Genomic DNA, 22,393 nt, shown 5'->3' with positions numbered 1-22,393 from the left:
CTGTTCCTATAAATCTTCAGCCATATCAGCGGTTGTCTCCGCTTCACTACAAAGATCGTCTTCCGGAAAAACCGCATCTTCAAAAACATCGTCAACCTCTGATGTTTCTACAGGCTGTACAGGACGTACGAGATCCTGTGCAATTTCCGCAGTCGCAATAGAGACCGGATTATCAATGGTAATCTTGACCAATGGCTCGTCACCATCAATGATTTCTCTTGCTCTTTTAGCGGTTGCCAGCACCAGCTCATATTTATTGCTCGCCTTGGAAATTAAATCGTTGATGGCTGGATAGCGCATCCCTTTGCTTGTATAATTATCTGTAATATTTGGTTTCATTTCTACCTCCCTAGAATATCATTTACTTTATTTTTCAAACGTTCGGTTCTGCATTTTTCAGCAGTGATAATGGATTCGACCTGATATGCCGCCACATTTTTATCCTGATTAATGACAATATAGCTGTAATCATCCGCATTGGTCATCTCATCATAAGCACAGCTCAGACGCATTTCCATCTGCTCTGCACTTTCTGTTCCGCGCATTTCAATTCTTCTGCGCAGCTCCTTCATGGATGGGGGCGCTATGAAGATATAAATACCTTCCTTGTAATTCTCCCGAACCTTTGCGGCACCCTGAATATCGATCTCCAATATAACATCATACCCTTCTTCGAGCAAATTTTCAACATAATCCTTTGGAGTTCCATAATAATTATCATAAACCGTCGCATATTCCAGGTACTTTCCCTGCTCAATACGCTGTTTGAACGCTTCTTTGGTGACAAAGAAGTAATCCTTCCCCGGCACTTCATAATTTCTTGGTGAACGGGTTGTCTCAGAAATGGAAAGCCGTATCTCCGGGCGGTTTTCACGTACAATTCTACACACCGTACCCTTACCGGCACAGGAAGGCCCTGAAATAACAATCAAAATTCCTTTTTCCCGTTCAAAAAATTTTTCTTCACTGCTCATATTTGCTTAAACTCCTCCAATTTGCTGACGTTTTTTATATTATTCGATATTCTGTATCTGTTCGCGGATTTTTTCAATTTCACTTTTGACATCTACCACCAAATTGGCAATGCCGATGTCGTTGGCCTTTGATCCGATGGTATTGATCTCACGGTTTAATTCCTGAACCAGAAAATCCAGCTTACGGCCAACCGGCTCATCCTCTTCTCCGAGAATCTCTTCCAAACGACCGTTATGGCTTTTAAGCCGCGTCAGCTCCTCGCTGACGTCCAGCTTATCCGCCATAATGGCCACCTCAGTTAAAACGCGTTTTTCATCCACTTCCATGGAATCCGTGTAGGCTTCCACTTTCGCGCGGAGCTCTTCATGATATTTTTTCAGCATCTCAGGACTTTTATCCTCAATGGCTGAAACAGCCCTTTCAATGGTGGCACAGCGGGCCGCAACGTCCTTTTTGAGGGCTTCTCCTTCACGGCTTCGGCTGGAATCCACCTGTTCCAGGGCTTCCTCCAGCACAGGGGCCATTTTACGCCAGACCGCGTCATAATCCACGCTTTCATCCTCCAGGCTTACGACATCTGGGAATTTGGCGATCAGGCCCGGGCTCAAATCATCGTCGATCATAGAGTCCAAGGTTTTAATTTCATTCAGAACATTGATATACGCTTTAGCGAGATCGCGGTTAAATACAATCCGTTTATTCTGAGCGTCCAGCTCGTTATATTTAATAAAAACCTCAATACGGCCACGAGCGATTTTTTCACTGATGGCCTTGCGGATGTTTTCCTCAATGGGATTTAATGACCGCGGCAGCTTCAGAAAAAAATCTCTGAAACGATGATTAATGGTTTTTATTTCAATTGATATCTCCAGTGCTTCATCTCTGTAATCCTTTCGGCCAAAACCTGTCATACTTTTCATTTTTGTTGCCTCCGTTCTTTTCAGGCTTACAATTCTCTTAAAGCTGCAAATAACGCTTCTTCTTCATTAGGAACCTGCATTTCATAGGTACCTGTAAAAACAACCTTTGCCGGTCCTGTCATAAAGACAGTCTTCCCGTCAAGCTCAATCACCAGATCCCCGCCGGATAAACAGGCGTGAACTTTATTACCAACCAGGCCCATACGGTGCAGCACCGCAACTGTTGCACAGGTACCAGTACCGCAGGCCAGCGTACGGCCGACACCGCGTTCCCATGTGTCCATAGCAATGCTGTCAGGGCTGATAACCTCCGCAAAGCTAATATTACATTTATTGGGGAACATAGGGTGGTTCTCAAAATATGGGCCAACCTCCTCTATGGGGAAGCTGTCCACATTTTCAACTAAAACAGCCATATGCGGATTTCCCATAGACGCGCAGCCATAGATAAGCTCCTGATCCTTATAGGCAATCTTCTCACCAAGGAGCGTCGTTTTATCCGAAATGACCGGGATCTCCTGTGTCTCAAAGCTGACATTGCCCATGCTTACCCTGATGGTTGATACCCCCCGGTAGGATTCTAAAACCTGGACGCCGATTTTCCCGGCTCTGGTCTCAACCTCAAAAGGCTTTGAAGCGTCCACAATACCAGCATCGGCGGCATATTTGGCAAGACAGCGGACACCATTACCACACATTTCCGCGATGGAGCCGTCCTGGTTGTAATAATTCATTCGCACATCACAGGACTCCGAAGGCTCGACCAGAATCAAACCGTCTGCACCGATTCCAAAATGCGGCCTGCACATTGCCTCTATTAACGGCGCCGGTAGTTCGATGGAATTGTCCATATTGTCAATGACGATAAAGTCATTTCCGGCACCCTGCATTTTTGTAAAATTCATTCTTAAGCCTATCTTTCCATTTTGAATTATTTATCTTCTATCATATCCAAAAAACTTCCAAAAAACAACAGGAAATGCTAGAATTATTTGAAAAGATTAAATAAAGAAATAAAAATCTTTAAAATAGATGAAGGGAATTGAACCAATGGCATTTGACGGCATTACTACCAAACATTTAATAAAAGAATTACAGGCGACCATCATGGGCGGCCGTATCCGCAAAATATACCAGCCCGAAAACGATGAAATCCGCATGACGATTAACAGAGAAAAGGAAAACTATAACCTTTTGATCTCAGCCAACGCGAACAATCCGCGCGTCTACCTGACCGAAAAGCTCAAGGAAAACCCAAACACGCCCCCCAGCTTCTGCATGGTACTGAGAAAACACCTTCTTAACGGCATTATCGTGGATATTGTACAGCATGAAACTGACCGAGTGATCGAGTTCAGTATCTCCGGCAAAAATGAATTCAACGATGTGGTGATCAAAAAGCTGGTGGTCGAGATCATGGGCCGAAACAGCAATGTTATTTTAATCGACGATAAGACAGACGCCTCCGGTGAACCCCAGGACGGTGAAGATATTATTCTGGACGCCATGAAAAAAGTAGGCTCCGGCTCCAACCGCTACCGCCAGATCCTGCCTGGCAAGGCCTATATTTACCCGCCTGAAAGCGGCCGTCAGAATTTTTTATCCCTAACAGAGGCCCGGTTCCACGAAATGGTAGCAGAAAACCCAGAAACTGTTACCGAACGTTTCTGGGTGCAGTGCTTTCTGGGTCTGAGTCCTATTATCGCCCGGGAATTCTGTTTCAGAGCTGGTCTTAACCCTGAACTCAAACTCAAAGAATTTTCAAAAAAGCAGCTTGGCTATTTATATCAAGCTTTCAGAGAGGTCATGGAGGAAATTGAAAAAGGGCCCGACTGCGGCATTTATTACTTCCGACGTGAAATCATTGATTTTTCAACGGTCAACCTCCACCATATGACCGATAACGAGCGCAGTGCCTACACAAGCGTCTCAAAAATGCTGGAGGCCTTTTACTATATCAAGGATAAAAAAATCCGCTTCAAGGCAAAAAGCGCCAATCTGCGGCATCAGCTGGACACTCTGCTGAAAAAAAACTATAAAAAGCTCCAGAACCTGCATCAGGATATGGACAACTCCAAAAAAAATGAGAAAAACAAGCTCTATGGCGACCTGATTACCGCCAACATCTACAGGATTGAAAAGGGCATGGCGACGGTTGATCTGGTAGACTATACCGACCCGGAAATGAAAACCGTCACGGTTCATCTCAAGGTTAATGAAACACCCTCCCAAAATGCCCAGCGCTTCTATAAAAAATACAACAAGGGCAAACGAGCCCAGATACAGCTGGCCGAACAAATAAAGACCACCGAGGAACAGGTCTACTATCTTGAGAGCCTCACAGGCGGTCTGGACCAATCCACAGAGCTTAACGAGCTGGACGAAATCCGCCACGAATTCATGCATTCTGAATTCAACAAAAAAGGCCTGACCCCTAAAGAAGCCAAGAAACATATCGCGGCTTCCAAGCCTCTGCACTTCATATCCTCCGAGGGCTTTGATATTTATGTTGGAAAAAACAATTACCAGAACGATTATATTTCTACACGTCTGGGCGTAGCTGAGGACTGCTGGCTTCATGTCAAAGATATTCCTGGCTCACATGTCCTGATCGTAGCAAACGGACGTTTCATTACAGAGGATACGCTTCTGGAGGCAGGAATGCTGGCAGCCTGGCACAGCAAGGCTAAAAACTCTGAAAATGTCCCGGTGGACTACGTTGAGTTCAAATATTTAAAAAAGCCCAAAAAATCAAAACCGGGCATGGTTATTTTCACCAACCAAAACACAATGTATGTTACACCCAATCAGGATAAAATCGCCGCGATCCGGCAGGTTTTGAACAGCAATGAGCAAATATAGTTTAAAAAGCGCGTTAAAAACATCTTACCACCTCTAGCTTTCATACGACACATACGTCAAAGCGCAGCGTCATGTGACATAAAAAATATGAGGGGCTAGTAAGCATTTTTCAATATAGTTTATTTATTTTACTATTATGTTGTATTACAGAAAACAAAAGCGGTCTGCTTAAAAATGAAACAGACCGCTAACACTGCCCGCGCATTGTCATATGTGTCACATGAAAATGCACGGCTTTATTTTTCGGATTTTATATTTTTTAAGAACCAAAGCTTTTACTCAATTTCCTTCAACCCGTCCAGAATCGCCTGAAAGGCTTCGGGTAAGGGCGCTGAAAACTCCATATATTCGCCGGTGCGTGGGTGCTTGAAACCCAGCAGTTCAGCGTGAAGGCACTGCCCTTCAGTCTTGAAGGGATTTTTTTTGTCCCCTTTGTATAATAGATCGCCCGCGATGGGGTAGCCAATGGCCTGCATGTGCACCCTGATCTGATGTGTTCTGCCGGTTTCCAGCCGAAACTGCATCAGTGTATATCCCTCTGCATAGCGCTTGAGGGTCTCGAAATGCGTGACCGCCTCCTTAGAATTTTCTTTAACCACCGCCATACGGATACGATCCTTTGGATGCCTGCCGATAGGCATATCAATGGTGCCGCGATTATTTTCCATAATGCCTTTTACCAGTGCTTTATACTGACGTGTAATGGTGTGCGCCTTCAGCTGATCCGTCAGGTTTTGATGGGCTGTATTATTTTTCGCCACCATCAAAAGTCCGGAGGTATCCTTATCGATCCGGTGAATGATCCCCGGCCTGTAAACGCCATTGATGTTTGACAGCGCGCCGGTATGGTGCATCAGGGCATTGACCAGCGTGCCGGACGGGCTGCCCGGGGCCGGATGCACCACCATTCCCTTTGGCTTATTGACCACGATCACATCCTCATCCTCATAGATGATCTCCAGAGGGATATTCTCCGGCTCAATCGTGCTTTCCACCGGCTCAGGAATCTCCATGGTAATGATCTCTCCGCCTTTTAGCTTATAGCTGGCCTTTTTCTGGCTTCCATCCACCTTTACAGCGGCTTCAATCAATAAATTCTTAATATAGCCCCGGGAAAAATCCGGCTCCTGCTCAGCGCAGTAAGCGTCCAGACGCACACCAGCCTTTTCTTCCGGGACATGGTATTCTTTTATTTCCATTTATTTATTCCTCAATTTCTTCTAAATATATTTATCAACAACCAAACGCAGATTTCCCTTTTTAGTGACACCGCCAAGCTCTGTAATGACTGCTTTTCCCTTGCCTCTGAGCGAAATAATATCTCCAGTCCTGATCCGATAATCATTTTTAGTGATCTCTTCATAATTAACCCGGACGCGGCGCTGCTTAATATAGGTAATGCTGTCTTGTCTTGAAAAGCCCCATATTTTGTTGATCACACCGTCCAGACGGTCTGAGGCGGCTACCAGCTCCAGCCGCTTAAACCGCAGCTCAAAGGTTTTGATCTGGTCAAGCTCCAGTATTTCAGGCTTAATGCTCCTGCCCTTCACCTTTGTAAAATTCAAGGTGATAAAATCCCTCAGACGCTCCGCAAAAATCACCTGCACTTCTTCATCGTTCAAATTAATATCGCCTACACATTCACGCGTAATGCCCAGATGCATCAGCTCTCCGAGCACATTACGGTGATCCATTGGAAATTCCTTTGGGAAAGCGACTGCCAGCATAGGCCATTCGAGTGTGTCGGCTTCTAAATAATCCGGATAGATACACAGCATTCTCCTACCAGCATTTTCCATTCCTCCCCAGAAAAGATAGGGCTCTCCAGAATATTTTAAAATATTTTCCATTTTCAACTGCATGGCCTCATCCTGAAAATCAAAAAACTGGGGGGCGTAATTATTCTGACAAGCTTCCTCCACCCTGGCCAGCAAAAATTCATCTTTTTTATCCATTTCTATACCTCATACCACTGGGGTTTTCCAACGTCCCAGCCTTAAATAAATGATCTCTGCCACAACAGAAACCAAAGTGGCCGCCGGCGCCGCCAGGCCGATTGCCATCAGACTGCCGGACAGTGTCATACTCAAAATCCATGCCAGCGGCAAGCGGACAAGCAAGGATGCGGCCACACCATTAACCATTGAAAAAGTCGTTCGTCCACAGCCGTTAAAAAAACCAAGAAAGCAAAATCCAAAGGCAACAAGCATAAAATCAATACTGAAGGTTCTCAGATACGCCGTTCCGGCCAAAATAACTGCCGGTTCTGCTCTGAAAATCTGTAAAATTGACACCGGAAAAGCCTGCGCCCAGATAAAAAAAGGGATTGAACAGAGCAGTGACATAACAATACTGGCAAAAAGAGACTTCTTCGCCCGGTCAGGCTGCCCCGCTCCAATATTCTGAGCTGCAATGGCCGCGATAGCACCCGAAAAGGCGCCAGCTGGAAGCATGGCAAAAGCGTCAAATTTTCCCGCAATACCAACCGCTGCGGCTGCAACGACTCCCATCGTATTGATGATGGCTGTAATAAACAAAAAGGAAATCTGCAGCAAAGTCTCCTGCAGCGATACTGGAACCCCTACTTTCAGAAGCCGTATTGCCTTATCTTTGTAAATCCTGAAGTTGTCTCTTTTAAACTCAAAAACAAAGCTTTTCCGGTTCAGATAAACAATGGCCAGGATCATACTGACTCCCTGTGAACCGGCTGTTGCCAGTGCGGCTCCTGCGGCACCCATTTTCAGGACGCCGACCAGCAGCAAATCAAAAACGACATTAAACACACAGGCTGCCGCAATAAAATACAATAGACTTTTAGCGTCGCCCAGACCTCTGAGCATTGCCGCTAAAGCATTATAGCCAAAGATAAAAAAGATTCCACAGGCACAGATCAGAACATAATCCATGGCCGAAGCAAAGGATTCCGCCGGTGTCTTCAGCAAGCCCAGAAACGGCGCGGCCAATAAAAGCAGCACCACAGTCATTAAAAACGCAGCGATGGCAAAAAGCGTCAGCATGGTACTGATGGTCTCAACGGTATCTTTTTCTCTGCCGCCGCCATAATACTGGGCAATGATGATGGTGCCTCCCATGGTCAGACCGGCTACAAAGCTTATGACAATCTGCATCATCTGTGTTCCAATGGAAACTGCCGCAACCACAGCCGCGTCGTTAAACCAGCCAACAACCATCATGTCCACCGCGCCGTAAAGCGCCTGGATAAAATTGGCCATTAGATAGGGCAGCGCAAAGACTGCCAGCGTTTTATAGATATTACCTTTTGTCAGATTTTGTACTCGCTGTTCCAAATGCCTTCTCCCTGAACAATTCATAAACAATCTTTTCTATTATAGCTAAAAACGCAAATGTTCTCAAGCTAAAACACACGACAAAAAAACCGGTGTTCAGTCACCGGCTTTTCACATTAAACCTTCTTCCTTTAGCTCACTCCATATATTCAAGGATCTCATAGGAATCTGACTTTGACAACTCGAGAACGAACTCTCCCCTTCCGTTCTCTGTCATCCCCAAACGAAAACCAATGCGCTTATCTGCCGTTGTGACGATAAGCTTTCCCTCATCTTCATCCATGAGTATAAGATTTTCATTCCGGTAGACGATCATGGTCTTAATCTGCATTACTTTTTCCAAATCTTCATAACGGACCATCTTAGTAAAATTACCATAGCTGCTTTGCCTGAAGCCCGGCGGCGCCTTATTACCGTCCACAATTAATTTAAAGGTGTCCGACATAATCTCCTGACACTTAAAGGTTTCTCCATGATACAAAGCATATTGTCCTGAGCGCATATTTTGTTCACCTCCTTTCATGTATAATAGAAGATTTTTATGTATTCGTTTTCTGCCAAGTTTTAAATGAAACCGTCTGTCCATGGCGGCAGACGGTCACAGGCTAAAAAATCGCTTTAATCAGCATTTGATACAGAGGATAAATGATAAATTGAAGCAGCACCACGGCCGCAATCCCAGAAAAATCAATGGGACCAATGACTGCAAAACGGCGCAGCGGCGACAAAATCGGCTCGGTTAAGCCGTAAATCAGTTTTACGATCGGATTATCCGGACTGGGATTAAACCAGCTCATCAGAATATTCGCTACAATCAGGAGCGTGATCAGCTCAACAAGATAATGACCGGCAACAATTAAAACGCTTTCGATCATTCTTATTTATCATCATCCCAGTTTAAAATAGGGGTAATTGTATCACTCTCGTCTTTTTCCATGCTTGTAGAAACAGAAACCTGTTTTGGCGCAAGGATAAAAACATTATCGGCTATACGGTTGATGGAACCTTCCAGAGCAAAAACCGCTCCGTTAAGGAAATCAAAAATTTTCTGTCCATCTTCGTACTCTGTATTTTTGAGATTGACAACAACCGTCTTGTCTGCTTTGATTTTATTGACGATCCCAGGTGCGTCTTCAAAACGTTCAGGATCTAAAACCAAAACCTCCGGACCATCGCCAATACCGACAAGACCTGTACGTTTCGGGGCAGGCGTTGTTTTCTTTGGCTGAGGTGCATAAGTGTTTCTCGGCTCTTCGACAACTTCTTCTACTTCATCATCATAGTATTCATCATCGTAGTATTGATCGTCATCATCCATTTCCATACCGAAAACCTTTATGATTTTATCTTTGAATTTTTCGTTTGCCATGCTGTTTCTCCTAACGATTAAATATTTTTCTTCCGATCCTTACAATCGTAGCCCCTTCTTCTATGGCGATGGGGTAATCATCCGTCATTCCCATAGACAGATATTGCATCTTAATATTCTCTCCATGGTATTCTTTCTCTATTGTATCATATAATTCTTTTAAATGCTTAAAAACTTTATGAATTTCATCAGAATTTTTTGTCATAGGCCCTATACACATAAGCCCCTGGACCTCAAGATGCGGGCAGTTTTCAGCTTCTTCCATAACCATCTTGTATTCCTCAGCCATAAAACCCGATTTACTGTCCTCTTTCGCAAGGTTAAACTGGATTAAAACATTTGTTTTAAGACCGTGCTTGGCGCTTTCCTTTTCAATGGTTTTTAACAACGGGACAGAGTGAACCGAATGGATCAGACTGACCTTTCCCATCAGATATTTAACCTTATTGCGCTGCAAATGACCGATAAAATGCCAGCGCACCGGTCCTATAACCTCATCCACCTTGGCCAGAAATTCCTGAACCTTATTTTCTCCAAGATCATAAACACCGGCGTCAACAACTGCCTGTGTTTCTTCCACACTTCGGTGTTTGGTCACCCCCACCAGCGTTACGTTTTCCGGAATATCTTTTTTAATTGCCGCAATGTTTTCTGCAATGATATTCTCTGCCATTCTATTTCACTTCTTTCTCTGAAAATTTATGGATAAACCTTAATGGTCGTGCCGGAGGACAATGCCTTATTATTTTCGTCATCCAGCTTTAAAATAGCCATACCCTTATCATATTTATATACCGTTACGGGTGTCAGTTCCTCAAAATAGCCCTTTTCGAGCGTTTTTACATAGGTTGCGCCGTCTTTTTTGATAATGGCACTCTGCGGTACCTGAAAACAGCTGAACCGCTCGATATTAACGTCGGTATTAATCATGATTTCATTGGCAAAAACATTGACATAGTCCTTGACAAGCATGACAATTATTTTGTTATCGCCGTCGTCAATAACATCGACCAGATAGCCTTTGTAGGTATTCTGTCCATTTTCAAAGGAAAGGGTCGGATAATAACGGAGCTGATCTACCCGCTTGACCAGAAATTTATAGTATTCCGTGTTCTTTTCTGAACCACGGGTCCCCATATATTCTTCCTTATTGGCAAGCGCTTCCTCTTCACCTTCCACGGCTTCACTTTTCGGAATCGAAAAAGCAGTGAAGATATGGTCGTTATTAATAATTTTCAGGGCTGTCTGATTCTCCTTGTCAATTTTACTGGCTGTCTTGAGGAAATTCGTATTGATATAGGGCAGCGCGCTTTCACTGACAACTTTTTCCATGGCATTAAGGGTAGTATAAACATACCCTGAGCCCATCATCTGTAAACCACTTAATGTAATGTCTCTTGGCTGACCGTCATTTAGGCTCTCGTATACAGCCTTTTGCTGGTTAAGCTCATCCTGGTTTTCACCCATAAACTGGACAGAATCCACCAGAAATTCTTTTCGCTGCCGGTCGGCCTGGCCAAATTGTGTGGTAATCTTTGCCATTCCCACATAGTTAGCCGTAATTTCATTAATGACTGAAGGCCAGTCATTATAATACTTATCCGCCATAATCTGATCAATGGTATCTGTCTGGTACTTCAGAAAATTCTGATTGATTACCTTTGGAGATTGTGTCAGTGTTTTGTAGCCATTGGTTTTTTCTCCTTCGGGCAAGGTTAAATCCGCCGCAGAGAAGTCGTCCAGCTCAATATAATCAATGTCTTTAAAAAAGAAAAAATTGGTTTTATAGGCATTGGTATATTCAGAGGTCTCCAACAGCATCCGCTGGTTATTCCGGTAAATACCTGCAACGATTATGACGGCAATTAAAAAAAAACGACGCCAATAATCAATTTTCTCCGTTTATTGACCCGTCTCTTCCATTCCCGTGTAGCTTGACTCATCTTATTCACCTGTTAGTTTACTTATTTTATAAAAATCCATGATTTTGAATAAAAAAAATGGTCTGAGTGAGAGGATTCGAACCTCCGGCCTCGTGAACCCCATTCACGCGCGCTACCAAACTGTGCTACACCCAGACATCGAAGATTATTATAGCGGTTTTCATGAAAAAATTCAAGAGGAAATCTCAATATTTAATAAAAAAACAAGAAAATTATCCAAAAAAGCCTAAAATTGTGGTTCCGAGCCGTTTCTTAGCCTTTGTTGCACTTTTGGGTGAACAAGATAAAGCGCTACTTATTCAGATCAAAACTTTCATTTTTATCAATCGACTTATTTTCTTTATCCGTTAACTCGCTTTCCATCTGGGTATTTAACTATTAGCACTCCAAAAGATAAGGAATGGTATCTGTCTAAAATGAAAAATCAACTACTTAACGATACATCAAAAACTTCAAAGCTGACGCTTTTCAGTTTTTTCGCAATGACAGCTTCAATGGTTATGACAGCGGATAAATACGCGACTTTTGCCTCCTCAGGCTTCTCACTGGCATTTTTTCTGGTTGCAGGCGGTTTTTTATGGTTTATACCCGTCTCGCTCTGCGCTGCAGAAATGGCCACTGTTGAAGGCTGGGAGGAAGGCGGCGTGTTTACCTGGGTCGGCAAGACCATTGGTGAACGCTTTGGCTTTGCAGCCATATTTTTTCAGTGGTTTCAGATTACCATCGGATTCATATCAATGATTTACTTTATCCTTGGCTCATTCTCCTATGTCTTTAATATACCTGCTTTGGAACAAAATCCTTTCATTAAATTCATTGGTGTTCTGGTGGTTTTCTGGACCCTGAGCCTATCACAGCTTGGCGGCACAAAATACACTGCCATGATCTCAAAAGTTGGCTTTATCGCTGGTATTCTCTTTCCAGTGCTGCTACTTTTTGGCTTAACCGGCGCCTACGTTTCCTCTGGCGGACCCATTCATCTGGAGATGAACGTACATACCCTGATCCCTGATTTTAAGGATATGGACGACCTCGTTATCTTCGCTTCGTTTATTCTGTCCTTTATGGGGATTGAGGTTTCAGCCACTCATGTTAACCAATTAAAAAGCCCCAGCCGAAATTACCCGCTGACCATGATTATCCTGGTTGTACTGGCGATCATCTTAAACACCGTAGGCGGCATTTCCGTCGCGATGGTTGTTCCTGCCCAGAACCTGAGCTACAGCTCCGGAGTCGTACAGACTTTTGAAAATCTGTTCCGTTACTTTAATCCAGATCTGCTCTGGATGGTTCGTATTCTCGGTGCTATGATTGCCATTGGCGTTATGGCTGAGGTCAGCTCGTGGGTGGTCGGCCCGTCACGTGGCCTTTATGTGGCGGCCAAGGATAACCTGCTACCCAAAATTTTTAAAAAGACCAACAGCCGCGGCATTCCCACAAACCTGATTTTAGGACAGGGGATCATTGTAACGATCTGGGCTGCTGTCCTGACCTTTGGCGGCGGTGGAAACAACCTTTCCTTTTTAACCGCTATTTCACTGTCTGTTGTGATTTATCTGATCACTTACTTTTTATTCTTCGGAGCTTATTTTATTCTACTCTACAAGCATCCCGAATATAAACGTGCATATCAGATACCTGGCGGACGCCTTGTTAAAACCATTATAGCTAGTGTTGGACTGTTGATGTCCATTTTCACCTTTGTGGTAACTTTTTTTCCGCCCGACCAGCTGGCGCCTGCCAATGATATCCGGTACGATATGATCCTGATTATCAGCTTTTTAATCGTACTGGCTCTTCCCTTTCTGCTCTATCATATTGAACGGAAAAAACATAAAAACTAAAGAAAGAAGGCATTTAAATGAAAATTGCTTTTTATGATACAAGACCCTACGACAAACTCTGGTTTGACCCTCTTCTGAAGGACGCAGGCCACGAACCACGCTATATTGAAAACCGGCTGGACATTCATACTCTGGAGTATGCCCAGGGCGCTGACGCTATCTGTGTCTTTGTCAACGACAAGGTCACAAAGGAAATCGTAGACCGGCTGTCAGAAATGAATATACACCTCATTCTTCTGCGGAGCGCTGGTTATAATAACGTCGACATGAAGGAAGCTTATGAAAAACAGATCCGTATTCTCAGGGTTCCGGCTTACTCCCCAGCTGCTGTTGCAGAATACGCTACCTCGCTGCTACTGGCCGTTAACCGTAAAACCCATAAAGCCTATGCCCGAACACGTGACTTCAATTTTAATATTGACGGTCTGACCGGAATGGACCTCTACGGCAAAACCGCCGGTGTCATCGGTACCGGACGCATTGGTCAAATGATGATTGATATTTTAAAGGGCTTCCACATGAACGTCATCGCTTACGATGTTTTTCCGAATTCCAAACTGGACATCCAGTATGTACCACTGAAAGAGCTGATGGAAAAATCCGATATCATCTCACTACACTGCCCCCTGACAGAAGAGACACGGCATATCATCAATGACCAGACCATTGAAATGATGAAAGATGGTGTCATCTTAATCAATACCTCACGCGGGGCGCTGATTGATACCCAGGCCTTGATTAAGGGGATTAACGCCCATAAAATCGGAGGCGTCGGCATGGACGTCTATGAAGAAGAGGACAGTTACTTTTTTGAAGACTGGTCTAATAAAATTATGGATGACCGCGACCTCGCAAGAATCATCACCTTCCCCAACGTTTTACTGACCAGCCATCAGGCCTTTTTGACAACAGAAGCGCTGCATCAGATTGCGGCTACTACCCTTGAAAACATAAAGGCCTATGAAGATAATGTATTCACCCCCAACGAAATCTGTTATCAATGTGAAGAAAAAGGGGACTGCCACCGCCGGGAAAACCATCAAAAATGTTTCTAAACCCGCTGATTACACAAACCGAAGGACAGATGATCCTATCGTCCTTCGGCTTGTTGCGTTTTAGATAATCTGTGTTATAATGGGTGCAACCTTCATCAAGGAGATTTTATATGGACAACACAAACAGGGAGCTATCCATCCCTTTTAAAATAATGATTGCCCTGATCATGGCCTTTGTTTACGCGGCGCTGAACATTCTTCTGGCCGATTTCAGCCTGGTCGAAGTGCCCTATGTATCCATCCGGCCCCAGCTCATTCTTCCCTTGCTTTCAGGGTATCTTCTGGGGCCTTTTTATGGTTTTACCGTCGGCTTTCTTGGCAACGCCATGAGCGATATGGTTACCGGCTACGGCATAGAATTTTTGCTGAACTGGAGCATCGCCAATGGCTTGTACGGCTTAATCATGGGATTTTTTCCTAAAAATGAGGATAAAATCCGAACCAACCGATCTTTTACCATCTTTTTTTTATATATCCTACTGGTTAATATTGTCCCCGCCGCCTATGCCCTGCTGACGCGTGTTGTAGAACCTGGGATTAATGCCCTGCAAAAATTTGTTGGACTGGGACTGCCCATCGTTGTCTCAAATACCCTTGTCTGCACACTGCTTTTCCCAATAGTTCTGATGTTTTTGAAAAAAATCGAACTAAACTTTGAGATCAAAATTACACTCCTGGTGTATTATTTTTCCCTGATCTCTGTAATGGCGGTTTTTGCAGCGACCATTGGTATCTTGTACAGCATGAACCTGCTCAACACTGACAACCACACCTTTGCTCTGATTATTTATGACTTGTCCATTATACCGCTGGTCGCCATCAATCTGATCGGTTTTGGCATTTCCAACGCCATCAGCCAAAAGCTTTTAAACCCTTTGCTGATCATGACAGAAGACATTAAACAGATGGATGGGAAAAGCTGGAATAAAAAGCTGGATATCCACACAGGTGATGAGCTTGAGGTTCTCGCCACAGCCTTTAATGAGATGGTTGATAAGATCAATGATACCATGCACAAGCTCTGGGATAATATCGCAGAAAAAGAGCGCCTGGCGGCCGAGAAGGAAAGAACTTCTACTGAATTAAACATTGCTCAGCAGATTCAGACAGCCATGCTGCCTGCCCGATCCTTTTCCAACTTTCCCGGACCGGACAGAATTCAGCGTCAGCGGCCGCATGACTCCAGCCAAGGAAATCGGCGGTGACTTTTATGATTTCTTTTTAATGGATGATGACAAGCTCGTTTTTATCATCGCGGATGTATCCGGCAAGGGCGTCCCTGCCGCTCTTTTCATGATGAGCTCAAAAGAGCATATTATTGACCAGGTGCTAACCGGTCTGGATGTTGATGAAATCTTCACAAGAGCCAACCATCATTTATATAAAAACACAGCAGAAGGTGTTTTCCTGACCACCTTTCTTGGTATATTAAACCTGAAAACGGGCATTCTGTCTTTTGTTAACGCAGGGCACAATCCCCCACTTTTAAGGCGCCGAAATGGAAAATTTGAGCCTCTTAATATGGACTCGGGTTTTGTCATGTCTATTCTTCCCGATGTGCATTACAAGCGCCAAACACTCAAGCTCAATCCTGGTGACACCCTCTTTCTATATACGGATGGTGTCACCGAAGCCGTGGATAAAAACGGCGCTTTTTTTCAGGAATATCGTTTAAAAAGGGCGCTGAACGATCTTCCCCATTATGATGATCACTCTTCAGAGTATATTCTTCATCAGATTCGTGATTTCCTGTCCGAATTCACGCAGGATGCCGAACAGCATGATGACATCACCATGCTCTGCCTCAAATTCCGCCATCCGATGGTCTGTAAAAATTAAAAAACCGGACTCCTGTACAAGGGTCCGGCTTTTTAAAAGCTACTGATATTTTTTTCAACAAAAACAAAAAATGCTCTGGCCTCTGCCTGGCCAGCACTCAGTCGGCGCAGAATGTAGCTTCCCTCTTTTTTTACAATTATATCTTCCGGTTCCTGACTGGATGTATCCTCTCTTTTCAGACACTGCTGTATCATTTCAAACCAGCTTCCCAGCCGCTTAACGGCTTCCTTGACAATCCGTTCTTCCTTATTTTCAACTCCTTGCAGCGCAATCAGATAATATACGTCAATCAAAACCGTCATCAGCTGACGGTTCTCTGCTAAAAAGCCTTCTACAAGCCCGCCGCAAGAGCCAAAGGCCGATGCATGATAATTCATCTCAATCTGATCGCTGATAAGATAGGATTTAAGGATAACTTCCCGAACGATGTCTCGGTGCGGTTCTCCATCCAACAGCTCCTCTATACATCTAACCATCGCCCGATCCAGCAGGACCAGACGATTCATGTCTATTTTAAACTGGTCATAATACCGCATGGGCAATATAAATTTACTGGCGAGTATGGACACAAGGACCGCACCCGTGGTAAAAAGCAGACGCAGTTCCAAAGCGTAGGTAGACTGCATGGACAGTGTTGTCTGCGAAAGGGCAAAGCAGGTGGCAAAAACCACAAGAGTTGAATAATCATCCGCCGCGTAAATGCAGAAAGCGGCAATAACCGCCAAAACCATATGTTCGGGATACGTGGTAAAAATCGAAAAGAGAAAAAAAGCGGCTACCAGTCCAATAACAGTTCCTTTTATTCGGTCCAGGCTTTTGCTTACACTCTCATCATAAAAAGGACGTGTGAGTAAATAGGCGGCCAGTGGCAGCCAGTAACCATGTGTTACCGGCAAAAGCCTGGATACTAAAAACGTAAATGTCAAAACCAACGATAGCCTGACTCCAAAACGAAATTTAAAAGATGACCTTGAAAGATGGGCATAGATACGCCACAACTTTCTCGATTTTCTTGGCACCATCCATTCCCTGTAAATACCCTTTCCGGCTGGTTTCGAAATACCTTCCAAAGCGTTGATCAAAAGATTGATATCCAGCAGCATACTATCATTAATATCCGCCTGATCCATTAAACAGTGGTCAGAAAAATCGATTAACTCCTGAATAACTTCGCTGTATTCACGGCTGTCAAAAACCCTGTTCAGGTGCTCCAGAACTTTTACAAGATTTTCAAGATAAAGCCTGTTGGCGTCAGTCATCAGCTCTGGCTTTCTAAAAAATATCAGTATCAAATTTTCCATCCGCTGAAAAATCATCACCAGCCGAAAATAGCAGGCGCCCTCTATGGTTGTAAAATAACGAAACCGCCTTGTTTTATAAATCCGACCGCACAGATTCTGGTTGATATTCAAAAGTGCGCGCTGTGCCTCCTGGGCTTCTTTATGGTTGCCCCGAGCCAGGGCTGAAAGCGACTCGGTTATTTTAACAAAAGCGTTTTTTGAAATATCATGAATGGCCGGCACCTGTTTAAAATGTTTCCATATCCTCAAGCCAATATAAACCAGAAGAAAAGAGTAGACCAACGCCAGAAGACGCATAGGAATATCAGTCAGCTGGATGGGGATCAGCTGCATAAAAACAAAACTCATACCAAAAGGAAAGTAGCTGCCTGGTGTATACTCATCCGTCATAAAATAAACGAGTAAAAACGGAACCGCTAAATTGATGATAAGCGTCATCGCAAGGTTAAGCCCTGCTGCAAAGGCACAAAAGGCAAGAATAACGTTAATGCCCAGTGCTCTCAGGATATGCCACTCCACCCCGTTCTCATCGCGTGTTCTGAGAAAAAGAACGGTTACCGGTGACGCCAGCATGGCGTTAGCCGCACCAAAAAAAACCTGGTTGGAAAAGAAAATAGATAGAAGGATCAGCGCCGGCGGAAAGGCTTTGATGAAATGCTCTTTAATTTTCAGGGCCTTTATAGACTCTCGCATACTGCTTTCACCTCTTTATCCCCTGTTTTTAAAATCTTAACATGAAAAATGAAGACCCACTTCCTGGCTAAACGCCTGTGTCCGTAAACCAAAAGAACATAACAGAAGGTCTTCATTTTTTAGAATATCACAAAATTCTTTAAATATTATTATTTTATAAACTTGTCGATGGCGTCATTTAATTCCTTCAGAACCTCCAGATCATTCTCCTCCACGGCATCAACGACACAATGGCTGATATGATCTTTCAAGATCAACTTGCCGATATTATTGATAGCAGATTTCACCGCAGATACCTGTATCAGAATTTCACTGCAATCTCTTTCTTCCTCCACCATCCTTTTTACAGATTCCATATGGCCGATGGCCCGTGACATCCGGTTGAGGACTGCCCTGCGGTTTTCATGCTCATGTTCATGCTTAGCTGCCATTTTATTTCTCCTGTTCACCTTGTTCTTTTATCTGTATTATATAGCAACCGTCTGCCATTTACCACCATTAAAACGCCGAAGCAGTAAAAAGCCACGCACTGATATATCAATAATATAAGCTGTCCACACCCCTACCAGGCCAAAACCGCAGATAACGCCGAGAAAATAGCCAATACAGACCCTTATCCCCCAGATGCCAAACAGCGTCAAAAACATAGGATACCGCGTATCGCCAGCCCCCTGCAAGGCACTCTCAACGACCTGGGTCAGAGCGCTGCAGGGCTGAAAAAGCGCAATCATCCGCAGGACGGTTACCGTAAGCGCCTGTACCTCCGGAGTTGAACTAAAGGCCGCTGCGAAGAACGGCGCGAAAATAAAAATTACGATCCCCATTGACACCATAAAGATTGTTGAAAGTGTATTTGAGGCCAGCGCCATCCGTCGCGCCTTCTCCGGATTATTCTCTCCCAGACCAATACCAACCAGCGTTGCCGCCGCTACGCCAAACCCCATAGAAGGGATATAGGTATAGTTTTCAATGGTCCCCGCAATGTTATGAGCCACGTAGGCGTTTGACCCGATGGATAAAATCATGGCGCCATATACCAACTGGCCGGCACGCATAATAAGCTTTTCTCCACCAGCTGGGACGCCGATGTGCAAAATTGACCGGATCATTTCCACATCAATGCCCCAGCCCTTAAGCGGCAGCCTTAAAAAACCGTTTCCTTTCGCCAGGCGGGCAAACAGTAAGCCGACGCCAATGGCACGCGACAGCGTGGTCGCAAAAGCCAGTCCCATAATACCAAGTCCAAGCTTTATAAAAAGAAGGTTTAAAAGAAGGTTCAATACATTGGCTAATCCTGTAGCGACCATTGGTGTAACATTGTCCTTAGTGGCTCTCAGGCAGCTGGATAAAACCAACGAAAGACATAAGAACACAATGGGAACGACCACAACCATGTAATATGGTATGGCGTAAACCAAAATGCTCTCGCCGGCACCAGCAATTTCAAGAATTGGCCTGTAAAACAATAAATTCAACCCCCCGATACTGATACCGATAAAAAGGCTGAGCAAAACAGATTGCTGAAGCGCCCTGTTACCTCTTTCTGTATTACCACATCCAACGTACCTGCCGATAACTGCCAGCGTACCAACGCTGGCTGCTGTAAAAAAAGCAATAAAGATATTGACGATCAAGTTCGTTACACCGACTGCCGCAATGGCGTCGTCTGAGATCTGTCCCGCAAAAAAGGTATCGACTGTTCCCAAAAATGTCTGCAGAATAGTCTCCACCATTACTGGCAATGCTAATACACCAATGACCTTCAGGTCGTTTCTGTTCATTTTCAAATGAAACATGATGCACCTCCATAACCCCTATAGGGGGTTATTTCAGTATAGCATCCCTTATGTGATTTTACAAGCAAATTAAGAAACCCCCTAAGGGGGTTAAATAAAGTTATTTTTTCAATTGATACAAATGATTCAGCGGTCCGTTTCCCTTTCCAAGGTCAAGACCATCCAGTATCGCTCCGTGCACATAGGCTTTTGCATTTTTAACAGCATCTATCATAGTGGTGCCCTTTGCCAGATTTGCGGCAATCGCAGAAGATAGCGTACAGCCTGTACCATGTGTATTGGGATTATCGACCTTTTTTTCGGGAAGCCAGTAACCAAAGCCTTCATAATAAAACAAATCGTCTGCCCGGTCCTCTAAATGTCCGCCTTTTACCAATATTGCGCCTTTATAATAGCCTGCAATATCACGGGCAGCGCGAATCATATCATTTTTGGATTTTATGGGAATACCTGACAAAATTTCAGCTTCCGAAATATTCGGAGTGATCAAATCCGCCAATGGCATCAGTTCATTAATTAAAACCGACTGAGCGGCTCTGTCAAAAAGCGCGTCACCGCTCGTGGCAACCATAACCGGGTCCAACACAATATTTTGGGGCATATATTCCTTCAGCTTTTTGGAAATGGCATGGATAATCGCTTCAGACGAAACCATGCCTATTTTTACCGCATCTGGCTCAATATCCGTAAAGACTGCATCCATCTGGGCTTCTACCATCTTTCCAGAGATATTTTCTACAGCGAATACACCGGTTGTATTCTGTGCTGTTATGGCGGTAATGACACTCATACCATAAATACCATAAGCCGTAAAAGTTTTGAGATCTGCCTGTATACCTGCACCTCCGCTGCAATCGGAGCCTGCAATTGTCAATGCCTTAATCATTTGATTTCACCATCTTTTCAGATAATTTTCGAATTTTCTGTGCCGCGGCCCGTGTATCCGGCTGGGCAAATACAGCAGAGATAACTGCAACGCCGTCAACCTTTGAGCCAGAGAGCTCTAACAGATTTTTTTCACTGATACCACCAATGGCAACCACAGGGATTTTCACACTGCTGCAGATGCTCTTAAGCGTTTCAAAAGAAACCTCCTTGGCATCTGCTTTCGTAGAAGTTGAGAAAACTGCACCCACACCAAGATAATCCGCTCCATCCTTTTCTGCGGCCAACGCCTGCTCAAGTGTTTGTGCAGACACGCCCAAAATCTTATCAGGACCAATCTTCTTACGGGTTTCCACCACAGCACCATCGCTTTGACCAATGTGCACCCCGTCTGCATCTACCTCTAAAGCGATCTCCACATCATCATTGATTACATAGGGAATACCCGCCGCCTTTGCCAGTCCCTTCAGGCTCCGGGCTTCGCAGACAAAATCTTGATGTGGCATGTCCTTTTCCCTGATTTGAAGAAAAGTCGCACCGCCTTCTATCGCAGCACGAACCTCTTCCTCAAGGGTACTTTCACCAAGCCACGAACGGTCTGTAACGATGTAGAGCAACATGTCTTCTTTTTTCACATTGTTTTTCATAATTCTCCTAATTTGACAGTCAAATTTCAACTTTCACTTTTCCTGTTTATTTTATACCCGATTGAAATATTTTATAACATTATTTTAGCTTTTTCACCTCTTGGAATCAAGGTAATTTTTGCATAGGTTTCAATGGTATTTCCTGTCATCGTGCTGATATTATCAATGATAAAAGTTCTCAAGCTTCCCGTCCCCAGCTGATTATTTATGATCTGACGCGAAGCCATCTCGCCGGCAATTCCCATGCTGGCCACCGCGCAGACCACCGCTTCTAATACTTTCTCCGGATTGGCCGCCACGTAGGCGGCAGTCATGGCGCTGAGCATACATCCCGTACCGGTAATCTTAGACATATCGCGATGTCCGTTTCTGACCACATAAGCGTTCATCGCATCAACGATAATATCCATAGCTCCTGTAACCGCAATGACCGCGCCTGTTCTTTCCGCCAGCTCTTTAGCCAGAGCAATGGTAGCGTCCAGCGTCTCAGCAGTCACTGCATCTTTAACATCGGCATCGACGCCCTTTGTGGTACCCGCTCCGGCGTAAACTGTTTTAATCTCTGAAACATTGCCCCTGATAACAGAAAATTTCACTTCTTTTAACAGCCGGTGGGTTATTTCTGTTCTGAATTTTGAAGCGCCGGCCCCCACGGGGTCCAGTACCACAGGATGTCCCAGTTCATTGGCTTTTTTTCCCGCAACAATCATCGATTCAACGGTCCGGCTATTCAGTGTTCCGATATTGAGTACCAAAGCGTTGCAAATCGTGGTAATTTCCTCTACCTCTTCAATATCATCTGCCATGATCGGGGAGGACCCCATCGCCAGAAGAATATTCGCACAATCATTGACTGTGACATAATTGGTAATATTATGTACTAATTGTGGATTCCTCTGGGTCTTTTCAAAAATATCGACAAAATTTTCGTTTAAACGGATCATCTTTTCTCCTTT

At 44.3% G+C, this 22,393-nt stretch carries 23 protein-coding genes and 1 tRNA gene; 5 read left to right on the top strand and 19 right to left on the bottom strand.

The window, feature by feature from the left end:
* Positions 1–6: 6 nt before the first annotated feature.
* From rpoZ to dapF, 4 genes are read right to left on the bottom strand one after another with little or no spacing between them, the layout of a single operon-like run.
* Entirely contained in the window at positions 7–339 is a 333-nt protein-coding gene (rpoZ, locus tag B2M23_RS09985) for a DNA-directed RNA polymerase subunit omega (RefSeq protein WP_038352641.1), read from the bottom strand.
* A gap of 2 nt (positions 340–341) precedes the next feature.
* Complete coding sequence (gene gmk, locus B2M23_RS09980; RefSeq protein ID WP_038352642.1) at positions 342–974, bottom strand: guanylate kinase; 633 nt, start codon at positions 972–974, stop codon at positions 342–344.
* A gap of 39 nt (positions 975–1,013) precedes the next feature.
* Entirely contained in the window at positions 1,014–1,895 is an 882-nt protein-coding gene (locus tag B2M23_RS09975) for a YicC/YloC family endoribonuclease (protein WP_038352643.1), read from the bottom strand.
* Positions 1,896–1,921: 26 nt separating this feature from the next.
* A complete protein-coding gene (dapF, locus tag B2M23_RS09970) occupies positions 1,922–2,800 on the bottom strand; it encodes a diaminopimelate epimerase (protein ID WP_038352644.1) in 879 nt (292 codons plus the stop codon).
* A gap of 145 nt (positions 2,801–2,945) precedes the next feature.
* Between dapF and B2M23_RS09965 the strand changes: the two genes are divergently transcribed.
* On the top strand, positions 2,946–4,757 hold the full coding sequence (locus B2M23_RS09965) for an Rqc2 family fibronectin-binding protein (RefSeq protein ID WP_038352645.1): 1,812 nt from the start codon (positions 2,946–2,948) through the stop codon (positions 4,755–4,757).
* Between the two features lie 275 nt (positions 4,758–5,032).
* Here B2M23_RS09965 and B2M23_RS09960 read toward each other — a convergent pair whose 3' ends face one another.
* The 9 genes from B2M23_RS09960 to B2M23_RS09920 all read right to left on the bottom strand — a co-directional run bounded on the left by B2M23_RS09960 (position 5,033) and on the right by B2M23_RS09920 (position 11,512).
* A complete protein-coding gene (locus tag B2M23_RS09960) occupies positions 5,033–5,956 on the bottom strand; it encodes an RluA family pseudouridine synthase (RefSeq protein WP_038352646.1) in 924 nt (307 codons plus the stop codon).
* 21 nt (positions 5,957–5,977) lie between these two features.
* The gene (locus B2M23_RS09955) at positions 5,978–6,712 is read right to left on the bottom strand and encodes a YlmH family RNA-binding protein (RefSeq protein WP_038352647.1); all 735 of its coding nucleotides are present in this window, start codon (positions 6,710–6,712) and stop codon (positions 5,978–5,980) included.
* A 9-nt stretch (positions 6,713–6,721) separates the two neighbouring features.
* Positions 6,722–8,065, bottom strand: coding sequence for an MATE family efflux transporter (locus tag B2M23_RS09950; RefSeq protein WP_081571171.1), 1,344 nt, complete (start codon positions 8,063–8,065; stop codon positions 6,722–6,724).
* Positions 8,066–8,201: 136 nt separating this feature from the next.
* Positions 8,202–8,567 (bottom strand): UCP033725 family protein, encoded by a 366-nt coding sequence (locus B2M23_RS09945; protein ID WP_038352649.1) that lies wholly within the window; start codon positions 8,565–8,567, stop codon positions 8,202–8,204.
* A 103-nt stretch (positions 8,568–8,670) separates the two neighbouring features.
* Positions 8,671–8,940, bottom strand: a complete 270-nt coding sequence (locus B2M23_RS09940; RefSeq protein ID WP_052237289.1) for a YggT family protein — start codon at positions 8,938–8,940, stop codon at positions 8,671–8,673.
* Positions 8,941–8,942: 2 nt separating this feature from the next.
* Complete coding sequence (locus B2M23_RS09935; RefSeq protein WP_013381613.1) at positions 8,943–9,434, bottom strand: cell division protein SepF; 492 nt, start codon at positions 9,432–9,434, stop codon at positions 8,943–8,945.
* Between the two features lie 10 nt (positions 9,435–9,444).
* Complete coding sequence (locus B2M23_RS09930) at positions 9,445–10,107, bottom strand: YggS family pyridoxal phosphate-dependent enzyme (protein ID WP_038352650.1); 663 nt, start codon at positions 10,105–10,107, stop codon at positions 9,445–9,447.
* A gap of 26 nt (positions 10,108–10,133) precedes the next feature.
* Positions 10,134–11,255, bottom strand: a complete 1,122-nt coding sequence (locus B2M23_RS09925; protein ID WP_038352651.1) for a hypothetical protein — start codon at positions 11,253–11,255, stop codon at positions 10,134–10,136.
* Between the two features lie 180 nt (positions 11,256–11,435).
* Positions 11,436–11,512 (bottom strand) — tRNA-Pro (locus B2M23_RS09920).
* A 281-nt stretch (positions 11,513–11,793) separates the two neighbouring features.
* Between B2M23_RS09920 and gadC the strand changes: the two genes are divergently transcribed.
* From gadC to B2M23_RS09895, 4 genes are all read left to right on the top strand, one after another.
* A complete protein-coding gene (gadC, locus tag B2M23_RS09910) occupies positions 11,794–13,221 on the top strand; it encodes a glutamate/gamma-aminobutyrate antiporter (RefSeq protein ID WP_038352653.1) in 1,428 nt (475 codons plus the stop codon).
* A 17-nt stretch (positions 13,222–13,238) separates the two neighbouring features.
* The gene (locus tag B2M23_RS09905; RefSeq protein WP_038352654.1) at positions 13,239–14,276 is read left to right on the top strand and encodes a 2-hydroxyacid dehydrogenase; all 1,038 of its coding nucleotides are present in this window, start codon (positions 13,239–13,241) and stop codon (positions 14,274–14,276) included.
* A gap of 110 nt (positions 14,277–14,386) precedes the next feature.
* The gene (locus tag B2M23_RS09900) at positions 14,387–15,481 is read left to right on the top strand and encodes an ECF transporter S component (protein ID WP_052237290.1); all 1,095 of its coding nucleotides are present in this window, start codon (positions 14,387–14,389) and stop codon (positions 15,479–15,481) included.
* Complete coding sequence (locus B2M23_RS09895; protein ID WP_052237291.1) at positions 15,453–16,115, top strand: PP2C family protein-serine/threonine phosphatase; 663 nt, start codon at positions 15,453–15,455, stop codon at positions 16,113–16,115. Before B2M23_RS09900 ends, B2M23_RS09895 begins: the two co-directional genes overlap by 29 nt.
* A 32-nt stretch (positions 16,116–16,147) precedes the next feature.
* Here B2M23_RS09895 and B2M23_RS09890 read toward each other — a convergent pair whose 3' ends face one another.
* The 6 genes from B2M23_RS09890 to thiM form a co-directional block, all read right to left on the bottom strand.
* A complete protein-coding gene (locus tag B2M23_RS09890) occupies positions 16,148–18,109 on the bottom strand; it encodes an FUSC family protein (RefSeq protein WP_038352655.1) in 1,962 nt (653 codons plus the stop codon).
* 149 nt (positions 18,110–18,258) lie between these two features.
* On the bottom strand, positions 18,259–18,540 hold the full coding sequence (locus B2M23_RS09885; protein WP_038352656.1) for a metal-sensing transcriptional repressor: 282 nt from the start codon (positions 18,538–18,540) through the stop codon (positions 18,259–18,261).
* Between the two features lie 36 nt (positions 18,541–18,576).
* Positions 18,577–19,905, bottom strand: a complete 1,329-nt coding sequence (locus B2M23_RS09880; protein ID WP_038352657.1) for an MATE family efflux transporter — start codon at positions 19,903–19,905, stop codon at positions 18,577–18,579.
* A 100-nt stretch (positions 19,906–20,005) separates the two neighbouring features.
* Complete coding sequence (gene thiD / locus B2M23_RS09875) at positions 20,006–20,791, bottom strand: bifunctional hydroxymethylpyrimidine kinase/phosphomethylpyrimidine kinase (RefSeq protein WP_038352658.1); 786 nt, start codon at positions 20,789–20,791, stop codon at positions 20,006–20,008.
* The gene (gene thiE, locus B2M23_RS09870; protein ID WP_038352659.1) at positions 20,784–21,437 is read right to left on the bottom strand and encodes a thiamine phosphate synthase; all 654 of its coding nucleotides are present in this window, start codon (positions 21,435–21,437) and stop codon (positions 20,784–20,786) included. Before thiE ends, thiD begins: the two co-directional genes overlap by 8 nt.
* 71 nt (positions 21,438–21,508) lie before the next feature.
* Complete coding sequence (thiM, locus tag B2M23_RS09865; RefSeq protein ID WP_052237292.1) at positions 21,509–22,381, bottom strand: hydroxyethylthiazole kinase; 873 nt, start codon at positions 22,379–22,381, stop codon at positions 21,509–21,511.
* Between the last annotated feature and the right edge of the window lie 12 nt (positions 22,382–22,393).

Source organism: Eubacterium limosum (assembly GCF_000807675.2).
Taxonomy (GTDB): Bacteria; Bacillota; Clostridia; order Eubacteriales; family Eubacteriaceae; genus Eubacterium; species Eubacterium limosum.
The sequence above is the reverse complement of the archived record's forward strand: the minus strand, read 5'-3'. Positions and strand labels throughout refer to the sequence as shown.

Bases quoted from the DNA above. Each gene is read 5' to 3' on its own strand.
- rpoZ (WP_038352641.1), bottom strand. From the start codon at position 339: ATGAAACCAAATATTACAGATAATTATACAAGCAAAGGGATGCGCTAT.
- gmk (WP_038352642.1), bottom strand. From the start codon at position 974: ATGAGCAGTGAAGAAAAATTTTTTGAACGGGAAAAAGGAATTTTGATT.
- B2M23_RS09975 (WP_038352643.1), bottom strand. From the start codon at position 1,895: ATGAAAAGTATGACAGGTTTTGGCCGAAAGGATTACAGAGATGAAGCA.
- dapF (WP_038352644.1), bottom strand. From the start codon at position 2,800: ATGAATTTTACAAAAATGCAGGGTGCCGGAAATGACTTTATCGTCATT.
- B2M23_RS09965 (WP_038352645.1), top strand. From the start codon at position 2,946: ATGGCATTTGACGGCATTACTACCAAACATTTAATAAAAGAATTACAG.
- B2M23_RS09960 (WP_038352646.1), bottom strand. From the start codon at position 5,956: ATGGAAATAAAAGAATACCATGTCCCGGAAGAAAAGGCTGGTGTGCGT.
- B2M23_RS09955 (WP_038352647.1), bottom strand. From the start codon at position 6,712: ATGGATAAAAAAGATGAATTTTTGCTGGCCAGGGTGGAGGAAGCTTGT.
- B2M23_RS09945 (WP_038352649.1), bottom strand. From the start codon at position 8,567: ATGCGCTCAGGACAATATGCTTTGTATCATGGAGAAACCTTTAAGTGT.
- B2M23_RS09940 (WP_052237289.1), bottom strand. From the start codon at position 8,940: ATGATCGAAAGCGTTTTAATTGTTGCCGGTCATTATCTTGTTGAGCTG.
- B2M23_RS09935 (WP_013381613.1), bottom strand. From the start codon at position 9,434: ATGGCAAACGAAAAATTCAAAGATAAAATCATAAAGGTTTTCGGTATG.
- B2M23_RS09930 (WP_038352650.1), bottom strand. From the start codon at position 10,107: ATGGCAGAGAATATCATTGCAGAAAACATTGCGGCAATTAAAAAAGAT.
- B2M23_RS09925 (WP_038352651.1), bottom strand. From the start codon at position 11,255: ATGCTGTTGGAGACCTCTGAATATACCAATGCCTATAAAACCAATTTT.
- gadC (WP_038352653.1), top strand. From the start codon at position 11,794: ATGAAAAATCAACTACTTAACGATACATCAAAAACTTCAAAGCTGACG.
- B2M23_RS09905 (WP_038352654.1), top strand. From the start codon at position 13,239: ATGAAAATTGCTTTTTATGATACAAGACCCTACGACAAACTCTGGTTT.
- B2M23_RS09900 (WP_052237290.1), top strand. From the start codon at position 14,387: ATGGACAACACAAACAGGGAGCTATCCATCCCTTTTAAAATAATGATT.
- B2M23_RS09895 (WP_052237291.1), top strand. From the start codon at position 15,453: ATGACTCCAGCCAAGGAAATCGGCGGTGACTTTTATGATTTCTTTTTA.
- B2M23_RS09890 (WP_038352655.1), bottom strand. From the start codon at position 18,109: ATGCGAGAGTCTATAAAGGCCCTGAAAATTAAAGAGCATTTCATCAAA.
- B2M23_RS09885 (WP_038352656.1), bottom strand. From the start codon at position 18,540: ATGGCAGCTAAGCATGAACATGAGCATGAAAACCGCAGGGCAGTCCTC.
- B2M23_RS09880 (WP_038352657.1), bottom strand. From the start codon at position 19,905: ATGTTTCATTTGAAAATGAACAGAAACGACCTGAAGGTCATTGGTGTA.
- thiD (WP_038352658.1), bottom strand. From the start codon at position 20,791: ATGATTAAGGCATTGACAATTGCAGGCTCCGATTGCAGCGGAGGTGCA.
- thiE (WP_038352659.1), bottom strand. From the start codon at position 21,437: ATGAAAAACAATGTGAAAAAAGAAGACATGTTGCTCTACATCGTTACA.
- thiM (WP_052237292.1), bottom strand. From the start codon at position 22,381: ATGATCCGTTTAAACGAAAATTTTGTCGATATTTTTGAAAAGACCCAG.